General features: G+C 56.4%; 9 protein-coding genes and 1 pseudogene. 3 read left to right on the top strand and 7 right to left on the bottom strand.

Annotation, left to right across the window (positions count from 1 at the left end; translation table 11 throughout):
- Window positions 1–107: 107 nt before the first annotated feature.
- From ABD827_RS16935 to exaC, 3 genes are all read right to left on the bottom strand, one after another.
- Window positions 108–395, bottom strand: coding sequence for a ferritin-like domain-containing protein (locus tag ABD827_RS16935; protein WP_298722257.1), 288 nt, complete (start codon window positions 393–395; stop codon window positions 108–110).
- A 136-nt stretch (window positions 396–531) separates the two neighbouring features.
- Entirely contained in the window at window positions 532–1,683 is a 1,152-nt protein-coding gene (gene yiaY, locus ABD827_RS16930; RefSeq protein WP_344965864.1) for an L-threonine dehydrogenase, read from the bottom strand.
- A 145-nt stretch (window positions 1,684–1,828) separates the two neighbouring features.
- Window positions 1,829–3,346 (bottom strand): acetaldehyde dehydrogenase ExaC, encoded by a 1,518-nt coding sequence (gene exaC, locus ABD827_RS16925; protein ID WP_344965863.1) that lies wholly within the window; start codon window positions 3,344–3,346, stop codon window positions 1,829–1,831.
- Window positions 3,347–3,600: 254 nt separating this feature from the next.
- On the opposite strand from exaC, the gene ABD827_RS16920 reads away from it, so the two are divergent.
- The gene (locus ABD827_RS16920) at window positions 3,601–5,406 is read left to right on the top strand and encodes a sigma-54-dependent Fis family transcriptional regulator (protein WP_344965862.1); all 1,806 of its coding nucleotides are present in this window, start codon (window positions 3,601–3,603) and stop codon (window positions 5,404–5,406) included.
- Here ABD827_RS16920 and ABD827_RS17855 read toward each other — a convergent pair.
- The 3 genes and pseudogenes from ABD827_RS17855 to ABD827_RS16910 form a co-directional block, all read right to left on the bottom strand.
- The gene (locus tag ABD827_RS17855; protein WP_425568015.1) at window positions 5,403–5,777 is read right to left on the bottom strand and encodes a CZB domain-containing protein; all 375 of its coding nucleotides are present in this window, start codon (window positions 5,775–5,777) and stop codon (window positions 5,403–5,405) included. The genes ABD827_RS16920 and ABD827_RS17855 overlap by 4 nt on opposite strands.
- Window positions 5,778–5,810: 33 nt before the next feature.
- A pseudogene (locus tag ABD827_RS17850) lies at window positions 5,811–6,158 on the bottom strand (methyl-accepting chemotaxis protein); the annotation flags it as partial.
- 476 nt (window positions 6,159–6,634) lie between these two features.
- Window positions 6,635–7,312 carry a L,D-transpeptidase family protein gene (locus ABD827_RS16910; protein ID WP_344965859.1) on the bottom strand — a complete coding sequence of 226 codons (678 nt, stop codon included), beginning with the start codon at window positions 7,310–7,312 and terminating at the stop codon, window positions 6,635–6,637.
- A 200-nt stretch (window positions 7,313–7,512) separates the two neighbouring features.
- On the opposite strand from ABD827_RS16910, the gene ABD827_RS16905 reads away from it, so the two are divergent.
- Window positions 7,513–8,046 (top strand): hypothetical protein, encoded by a 534-nt coding sequence (locus ABD827_RS16905; protein WP_344965857.1) that lies wholly within the window; start codon window positions 7,513–7,515, stop codon window positions 8,044–8,046.
- On the opposite strand, the gene ABD827_RS16900 is transcribed toward ABD827_RS16905, so the two are convergent.
- A complete protein-coding gene (locus tag ABD827_RS16900; protein WP_344965856.1) occupies window positions 8,016–8,591 on the bottom strand; it encodes a phage integrase in 576 nt (191 codons plus the stop codon). The two genes, ABD827_RS16905 and ABD827_RS16900, sit on opposite strands and share 31 nt — an antisense overlap.
- 249 nt (window positions 8,592–8,840) lie before the next feature.
- Between ABD827_RS16900 and ABD827_RS16895 the strand changes: the two genes are divergently transcribed.
- Complete coding sequence (locus ABD827_RS16895; RefSeq protein ID WP_344965855.1) at window positions 8,841–9,284, top strand: hypothetical protein; 444 nt, start codon at window positions 8,841–8,843, stop codon at window positions 9,282–9,284.
- Window positions 9,285–9,314 lie beyond the last annotated feature (30 nt).

The raw sequence follows: 9,314 nt of genomic DNA, 5'->3' as shown, positions 1-9,314 counted from the left end.
GTTTCACTCTCTTCAGATCCATGATGCACTTACTATCGGCAGGATTTTACAATGATTGAGAACGCCCCCTAGTCCCTCATCCCCAATCCCCAATCACTGGTTTTTAGTCAGTGATCGCAGATATCGCCTTTGGTGAACAGATATTCCTTCAACTCCTTGTCCAGTACCCGATCCCGGCGCCGGATCCACTCCAGCACCATGGCGGCGTGTTCTTTTTCTTCATCCCGGTTGTGCGCCAGAATCGCCTTTAACTGCGGATCCTTGCAGGCATCGACTCTTTGGTTATACCAGTCGACCGCTTCCAGCTCTTCCATCAGCGAGGTAATGGCCCTGTGCATGTCGCGGGTTTCATCGCTCAGCTCATCAATGGGTTCATGATAGCCTTCGTTTGCCATAGCATGGCTCCTTAAGTGACCAGAAAATATAGCAATATTGACTGTTACTCAGTCTGGTAGACGATGGGGATTTTGCAAATAGGAAGGGGCAGTTCTACAGGAAAAAAGCCCCGCCGAATGGCGGGGCTGACAAGGATTAATAGGCCGCCTTGAAGATGGCAACCACTTCCTCAAAACTTGGCTGAATCGGATTGGTCAGGCCGCAGGCGTCTTTCATGGCGTTGCCGGCCAGGGTCTCGAAGTCTTCTTCTTTTACGCCCAGACCGGCCAGGCCGGAAGGAATACCCACCTGCTCCGCCAGCGCCACAATCGCCTCGATACAACGAGCCGCACCCTGTTCATGGCTCAGCCCCTGCACGTCCTGCCCCAGGGCCGCGGCAATATCGGTCAGGCGGGCGCTGGCGGCCTGGCTGTTGAAACGCTGCACATGGGGCAGCAGAATGGCGTTACAGACGCCGTGGGGCAGGTCATAGAAGCCACCCAGCTGGTGCGCCATGGCATGCACATAACCCAGCGAGGCGTTATTGAAGGCCATGCCCGCCAGCAACTGGGCGTAAGCCATCTGGTTGCGGGCGGCCATATCAGTGCCGTCGGCCACCGCCTGTGCCAGGTTTTCACCGATAAGGGTGACGGCTTTCAGGGCACAGGTGTCGGTGATGGGGTTGGCGGCGGTAGACACATAGGCTTCTACCGCATGAGTCAGTGCATCCATGCCGGTGGCGGCGGTCAGCGATTTGGGCATCTTCTTCATCAGCTCGGGATCGTTCACCGACATGATGGGGGTCACATGCTTGTCGACGATGGCCATCTTGATGTGGGTCTTTTCATCGGTAATGATGCAGAAGCGGGTAATTTCCGAGGCGGTGCCGGCGGTGGTGTTGATGGCCACCAGCGGCAGCTGCGGCTTGGCCGACTTGTCGACGCCCTCGTAGTCACGAATGTCGCCGCCGTTGCTGGCCACCAGCGCTATGCCCTTGGCGCAGTCGTGAGGCGAGCCGCCACCGAGCGAAATCACCAGGTCACAATGTTGCTTACGCAACAGGGCCAGGCCCGCTTCCACGTTGCCGGTGGTGGGATTGGCCTGAACCTGATCGAAGATGCTGGCCTGAATATCCTGTTTGGCCAGCGCCTGCTGCAGCTGACCGGCATAACCCAGCTCGACCAGTGGCTTGTCGGTCACGATCAGCGCATGGCGAAAACCGGATTGACTGAGTTCGGCTACCGCCTGATCCACGGCACCGGCGCCGATTACGTTAACCGAAGGCATATAAAAAGTTGCTGTGCTCATATTGTTATCTTCCTTGTTCATGCTAAGAAAAAACGTCAGGCGCTGAGTCTGAACAGCGTCCTTCAGGCAGTGCCATATAAGTCCTTATCAGACTTTACCGGCACTGTCTCTACAGGGTGTTACTCCAGATCATGTTCGGTGCCGATCAGAAGAAACCGAGCGGATTACTGTCGTAGCTCACCAGCATGCACTTGGTCAGCTGATAGTGATCCAGCATCATCTTGTGGGTCTCGCGGCCGATACCCGACTTCTTGTAACCGCCAAAGGCGGCATGGGCCGGATAGGCGTGGTAACAGTTCATCCAGATACGGCCGGCCTGAATACCCCGGGCCATGCGGTAGGCGCGATTGGTATCCCGGGTCCAGAGTCCGGCTCCCAGGCCAAATTCGGTGTCGTTGGCAATGGCCAGGGCTTCGGCCTCGTCCTTGAAGGTGGTCACCCCCACTGCCGGGCCGAAGATTTCTTCCTGGAAAACCCGCATCTTGTTGTTGCCCTGGAAAATGGTCGGCTGAATGTAGTAGCCGTTTTCCAGACCGTTGATTTGGTTGGCCTGACCGCCCAGCAACATGTTGGCGCCTTCGTTGCGGCCAATTTCCATGTAACTGAGGATCTTGTCGAACTGCTCGCGAGACGCCTGAGCGCCCACCTGGGTTTCGGTATCCAGCGGGTTGCCCTGCTTGATTTGACGGCCACGCACCAGTACCCGCTCCATGAACTCGTCATAGATGCTTTCCTGCACCAGTGCCCGGGACGGACAGGTACAGACCTCGCCCTGGTTGAAGAAGGTGAGCAGCATGCCTTCGATGCACTTGTCGACAAACTCCGGCTCATGGCGCAGCACGTCTTCGAAGAAGATGTTGGGCGACTTGCCGCCGAGTTCGACGGTAGAGGGGATCAACCGTTCGGCCGCCGCTTTCAGCACATGCTGCCCCACCGGGGTCGAGCCGGTAAAGGCCAGCTTGGCAATGCCCGGATGACGCAATATCGCCTCCCCGGCCTCCTGACCAACCCCGTTCACCACGTTGATCACGCCGGGCGGCAACAGATCACCAATCAGTTCCATCAGCACCAGAATGGAGGCCGGGGTCTGCTCGGCGGGCTTGAGCACGGTACAGCAGCCCGAGGCCAGTACCGGCGCCAGCTTCCAGGCGGCCATCAGCAGCGGGAAGTTCCAGGGAATGATTTGCCCGACCACGCCCACCGGCTCCTGAAAATGGTAGGCGGCGGTGGTGGCATTCAGCTCGGCGGCACTGCCTTCCTGCGCCCGAATGGCGCCGGCAAAATAACGAAAATGATCCACTACCAGCGGAATGTCGGCCGCCAGGGTCTCGCGTACCGCCTTGCCGTTATCCCAGGTCTCGGCCACCGCCAGCATCTCGATATTCTGCTCGATGCGGTCGGCGATGCGCAGCATCACATTGGCCCGGTCGGCCACCGCCGTTTTACTCCAGGTGACAAAAGCCTGCTGCGCCGCCTGCACCGCCAGATCCACATCCTGGGCATCGGAACGCGGCACCTCGCAGAATACCGCCCCGTTCACCGGCGACACGTTTTCCATATAGCGACCATTGATTGGCTCGCGCCACTCACCACCGATGAAGTTCTGATAGCGGGACTTGAAGTTGACCACGGCACCTGCCTGGCCTGGTTGCTGATATATCATGCTGGCTCTCCTTGCTGATAAAGGGATCGTTGAGGTTGATACCGGACAGTGCTTGCCCGATGCTTACCTGCGAAATAGAAATTGCAAGGTCGATGCCAGTTGTAGCAAAACAGAGAAATAAGGTTACACAAGCGTTACATTAACGGCAGCGGCAGGCTAACCTAATGCATCAACTGCCCCCATTGGCAGCCAGAGTGTCCGAAAACGGAACAGGGTGTTCTGTACAGGTGTTCAGTTTCTTAACAGGTGTGACCATGACCACAAGGATAAGTACAACGATGGCGCTGCATCAGCCTCAGGATCCGTATTTACTGGAACGTTCATGGCAACGCAGCCGGGACTATGGCCTGAGCCGGCACAGCCGGGTGGATCGCCTTTGTCTGCTTCGGCCTGACTTGCAGCAAAGAAAGCAGCAGCATGCGCAGCTATTGCGCTACCTCAACAGCAGCCTGCCGCTGTTCGAGCAATTGCAGCAGGGCCGGCGCTGCCGACTGCTGTTTGCCGACGCCGAAGGCACCATACTGTTCAGCACCGGTGATCCCTATTTCGGCAGCAAGGCCCAGAAGATGGCGCTGGCCAACGGCGCCAGCTGGCACGAGCAGAGCATGGGCACCAATGCCATCGGCACCGCCCTCAGTGAACAAAAGGAAATCTGCATACTGGGGCAGCAACATTTTCTGGCCGCCAATCATGGCATCGGTTGCAGCGCCAGCCCGGTGCTGTCGCCCAGTGGCGAACTGCTGGGCGTCATCGACATCTCGAGCGAAATGGGCGAGCACAACCAGGACATGCTGCTCACCGCACGGCTGATGGCGCAGGCGGTAGAAAATGCATTGGTGATCAACCAGCAGGATACCCACTGGATCCTGAACCTGGCGCCCGACGCCGGCAGCCTGCAACAGCCCTGGTCCGGTATTATTGCCCTGCGTGAAGACGGCAAGCTGCTGGGTGCCAACCGCAGTGCACGCAACTGGCTGCAGGAGCTGGACATTCCCACCATGTTAAGCGAGCTGAAACAGGGCGAGCTGACGCCGCTGGGTCAGGGCATGGCCTTGCTCAGCCGCCAATCCCGAAGCTCGTCGGTCGCCTCCCCCAAGCCCGCCCCGCAGGCAAGGTCGCCTGTTCCCCATGAAGTGACCGCACTCAAGCTGATGGCCCGCCGGATACCGCTGCTGGTACAGGGAGAAACCGGTACCGGCAAGGATCATCTGGTGCGCCGCCTGCACCAGGCCAGCCAGCGGGCCGACGGCCCCCTGGTGGCGGTGAACTGCGGTGCCCTGCCCACCGATTTGCTGGAAGCCGAACTGTTCGGTTATGTCGGCGGTGCCTTTACCGGGGGCAGCAAACAGGGTCGGCCCGGTTATGTTCGTGCCGCCCATCAGGGCATTCTTTTTCTGGATGAAATTGGCGAGCTGCCGCTGGCGGCACAAACCCGTTTGCTGCGAGTATTGCAGGAAAAAACCGTGACACCGCTCGGTAGCCATGTGCCGGAGCCGGTGGATTTTCAGCTGATTGCCGCCAGCCACCGAAACCTGGCCACCATGGTCGAGCAAGGCGAGTTTCGCCAGGATCTGTACTTTCGTATCAAGGGATTCAAGCTGACCTTGCCGCCACTACGGGAATACAAGGATGAGGATTTCGACCGGTTAGTCAGGACCTTGCTGAGCGAACTACAGCAAGACGACCCTGTTTCGGGAGCAACGGTTGCGGGTGAAAAGGTGTTGGATGAGCCCGTTTTGGATGAGCAAGTGCTGGATGAAACGGCGCTGCAGACACTGAAGGCCTACAGCTGGCCGGGTAATATCCGCCAGCTGAAACAACTGCTGGAGGTGGCCCTGGTGCTGGCCGACGGCAACCGGATAGATCTGGAGCATCTGCCCGAGCTGCCGAGATGCGACGGCCCGGCCACCGGCAACACCAGGGATTTAAAATCCCTTGGTGATCAACTGATAGAGCGGACGCTAAAGGAGTGCAACGGCAACGTCAGCGCCGCCGCACGGCAGCTGAACCTGAGCCGAACCACCATTTATGCCCGGCTCAAGGCGCTCAAGAACTGCTAGCGCATCACCTCGTATTCCAGCTCGGATAACGCGCGGGTAACACTCAGGCTCGCCTGCTCCATGGCCTGCAAACATGCCAACCCGCGTTGCTGCTCGTCGGCGGCAAACGCCTGCAACGCGCGGGCTCCTTCGCTGTGCACCGCCTGGTGACAGGATTCAATTTTTTTGAACGCCGTAAAGTGGCTGTACGATTGGGCGCCCCGCCCCTGGTAATACCATTTGCCCAATCGACATTCGGTATGCGTACTGACCGTCTGTTCAAACTGTCCGGCTTCGATGCGCTGATAGATATCATTTTTCCATACCGCGTGATCCAGCTTGACCGCCTCCAGAAACGCCGCCGCGGCATTGCGTTTAATCACGCTCCGCATGCCCTCTGCATGACGCAGCACCTCGCGGGTCACCTCGTCTATTTGCTGGGCCGAGGCCGATATTTCATCGGTACTTTCCAGTGACTGCCCCACCACGCTGTTGATGGCCTTGCTCTGTTCGAGTACCTGCTGTACCAGGTTATTGATATGGCCACTGGCATCATGGGCCTTACCGGCCAGGTTGCGTACCTCGTCGGCAACCACCGCAAAGCCTCGTCCCTGCTCGCCCGCTCGTGCCGCCTCAATGGCCGCGTTAAGAGCCAACAAGTTGGTCTGCTCGGATATTTCCTGAATGACTGCCACAAAATTACTGATTTTAGCGGCGGTATCGGTCAATACCGCCGCACTGTCGGCACTGTGGCTGACTTCAGTACTAATCATGGCGGAACGCTGCTTGAGGACGTCGGTCGCCTTGTAGGTATGCTCGAAGACGCCTTCCATTTCGGTCAGCTTTTCCTGCTCTTCCAGCAAGGTCTCGGCGTTAGACACCATGCCCTCGCGAATAGCGCTCAGCATATCCGAACCTTGCAATACCACCTGCACCAGCTGTTGCGATAGCTGCCGGGCAGCCTTATGGGTATTGATTTCGACTTTCAGTGCGGTGATCTGGCTTTCTTTTGCCGAAAGCCGAGTCTCATAATCCGCCACTTTTATCGCCAGTTGCTGTTCCAGCTCCTGTACTCGCTTTTTTGCCTTGGTAGCAAACATAATCACCTTTCATCTCGTCAATATTTTTTGCTAAAGATATTCAGCAAAACATAGCCAGAACGAATCAATTAAAAAATATATTTATGGCCGCTTTGTGACTTTCGAGACATAAAGCAATGATTATCTGAATGTAACTGGCTAAAGCACGTTTAAATGTCGCCTTTGGGGTACTTGGCAAATTCACGGGAAATATCCGCATAGAGCTCCACCGCCCATCGAGGCAGATTGGATGCAAAGCCATCCAGTGGCTGGCTGCGCGGATCATGCGGGGCTATCACCACCGAGGCCTGCTCGGTACCCACGGTATTCACCAACACAAAGAGTTCTTCTACTGCGATGTCACCTACGGCCAGACAGCCGGTCGACTGCGCCTTGCCGTGAATGTAGATGTCCCCCCCCGGATTGGTACGGCCTTCTTTGGCGGCGCGCATCAGATCATAGGAATTGGGGTAATCCAGCCGCATCGACAGGTGAAACCGGCTGTTGGGGTTAAGGTGGGTAATACGATAAATACCTTCGGGCACCTGCTTGTCCCCTTCCCGCAGCTTGGGGCCCGGCCCTCCGCTGGCCTTGCTGATGGGATAACGGCGAATAAAGGTAAAATCACCCTCGTTACGCGCCCACAGCTCCAGCGCCTTTTCTTCCTTGGTGGCCAGTAACACGATTTCTTTGGGCGGATAGCTCACCTCGGCACGCATGAAATAAGGTTTCATTCGTATCTCTGCCAGGTAACCATAGGAGGCGACGACATTCTCTATGGTGCCGTGATGATTATCGGCGACAACCGAGGCGGGATTGACTAAAGCACCCAAAATCAGGGCTGGCACAGTGAATCCTCGTAAAAGACGCATAAGTAATCATAAACCCGAACAAAAACCGATAACTCAATGATAGCCCGAGCCTGGGTCCGTTGTAATCTGTCGCATCAAAATAATATCGGCCTGATCTCGGCTCACACACCGGTGAATCTTGTATTAGGATAAAATAACACGCGATCAATTCGTGCTAAAAGCCATTGGAGTTTAGGATGAACCCATGCCTTATTGCCTTGCCCATTCTGTTACTGACCGGCTGTACGCCCCTGAAATCATTACCTTACTTCAATAGATCCGAGCCCATCTCGGCCCAAACACCCGGCGTGGCCATTACCCGCGACCAGTCACCCAGACTCGCGAGCCTGTCTTTTTTCTCCGACACCCGCTTTACCGCCAACCATGCCGAACCATGTGTTCGAGAGCTGATATCCGTACCGGAGCAGGAAGCCGGGATTGTGCAGTATTCAGGCAACGACGTGCTCACGACGGAAGGGTTGCTGGTAGTAGATAAAAGAGAACTGGGTCTGCTGCCAAGCCGCTATCGGATACGCTTTCAACTGGCGGCTCTGGGTCAGCTGAACGGCACCCGCTACGGTTTTAGCCGAATACGGGTGGCCAGAAAAGATGCGCTGGGTCTCGACAACCATGACTTTACAGCCATAGCGCCAACCGGGCAGACGACCCGGCAGGTATACCGGGAACTGCGGCGCTTGTATCAACAACTGGATGCCTGCATGGCGGGGTAGTTTTGTGCCGCAATGATGCGAACGCTTGAAGCTACCGTGATTTGATAAAGGTCGGCGTTCTGGCTTTCTTTGCACGCATCCAGCAGCCGCTCAATTTCTTCCTGGTACAGAAAGGCCAACTCCGAGTCGCTCACCTTGTAGGTGCGAATGCCGTCCAGCGGATTGGTCGCATCCCACTCCCCCAGCCGCTTCAACTCGTTGAACACCGCCCGCAGATAGGCATGTTCCCGGTTAACCGTGGTGGGCGTTACCGCTCGGGCGGTATCACTGCCAGCCAGCCGCCGCTCTCGGTAACTGGCAAAGTCTTTGGCGCTGAAGGCACTGGCCGGTGGATCGTTCAGCGCGTTAACCAGGTGATTGAGTTTAGACAAGCGACTGGCACCATCGGTCAGGCTTTGGCCATGTAGCCCATACCCGCGTTCAACCAAATCACTGAGCCGCCGTTCTTCTTTGGCTTGGGCTTCATTCAGCCACGGCTTGTCGTCGGCCAACAGGTGCCGTTCAAAGGCCATCGCCTCCCCTTTGGTGGTGAACAACCGACGCACCCGTCGACCATCCCGCCCTTCCGGGAACACCTGAGCCTACCACTTGCCTGAGGGTAGTTTTTTTTACTGCCATGCTATCTGTTGGTTATTGCAATTAACTGTGATTATATACAGTAAAAAGTAGCCAGGAAGGTTTAATCTCCACTGGAATACACAGACACTATCCCTTAAGTTGACTTCCTACTCGAGCTTTGTTCCATTTGTATCCCAGCAAAACGGGACTAATCAAAAAACAACAAAGGAAAAAGCATGGAAGAAAGTAACGCGGGCGGCGGTGCCATCGGGATCATCATCAGCCTTTTAATATTTTTTGCTCCAATGTTCTTTGCCTGGCTATCCAGACGAAAGCGTAAAAAGATGGAACAAAAGTTGGCCAGCATGACAACTGAGCTGAAAAACGCAGAGGACCGGGTGGCCGATATGACCACCAGATATAAGCCCATTATCGACATGGAGCTACACTCGCAGCGCCTGCTGGATGAAGCAGAAGAAAAGGCCCACGCCTTGGAGTCGGAAGCCGAGAAACTGATCGCCAAAGCTAATCGGATCATGGCAGAAGCCACCGCTGCCGCCTCACTGGACGCCGATGCTTTGCGCAACAAGGTACAAGCGGAAGTAGAGGCTATACGTACCAATGCCGAGCAGGAGGCCAATGTAGTGGCACACTTAAAGTGGCCACCTGTTCAGAGGTGATATCATCACCTCATCAGATATACAGGTGAC

The organism is Oceanisphaera sediminis, assembly GCF_039539745.1.
GTDB lineage: Bacteria > Pseudomonadota > Gammaproteobacteria > Enterobacterales > Aeromonadaceae > Oceanimonas > Oceanimonas sediminis.
Note: the sequence above shows the minus strand (reverse complement) of the source record. Positions and strands in the feature narration are given on the sequence as shown.

Excerpts from the sequence above, each read along its gene's own strand:
- ABD827_RS16935 (WP_298722257.1), bottom strand. The coding sequence starts at position 395 with ATGGCAAACGAAGGCTATCATGAACCCATTGATGAGCTGAGCGATGAA.
- yiaY (WP_344965864.1), bottom strand. The coding sequence starts at position 1,683 with ATGAGCACAGCAACTTTTTATATGCCTTCGGTTAACGTAATCGGCGCC.
- exaC (WP_344965863.1), bottom strand. The coding sequence starts at position 3,346 with ATGATATATCAGCAACCAGGCCAGGCAGGTGCCGTGGTCAACTTCAAG.
- ABD827_RS16920 (WP_344965862.1), top strand. The coding sequence starts at position 3,601 with ATGACCACAAGGATAAGTACAACGATGGCGCTGCATCAGCCTCAGGAT.
- ABD827_RS17855 (WP_425568015.1), bottom strand. The coding sequence starts at position 5,777 with ATGCGGAGCGTGATTAAACGCAATGCCGCGGCGGCGTTTCTGGAGGCG.
- ABD827_RS16905 (WP_344965857.1), top strand. The coding sequence starts at position 7,513 with ATGAACCCATGCCTTATTGCCTTGCCCATTCTGTTACTGACCGGCTGT.
- ABD827_RS16895 (WP_344965855.1), top strand. The coding sequence starts at position 8,841 with ATGGAAGAAAGTAACGCGGGCGGCGGTGCCATCGGGATCATCATCAGC.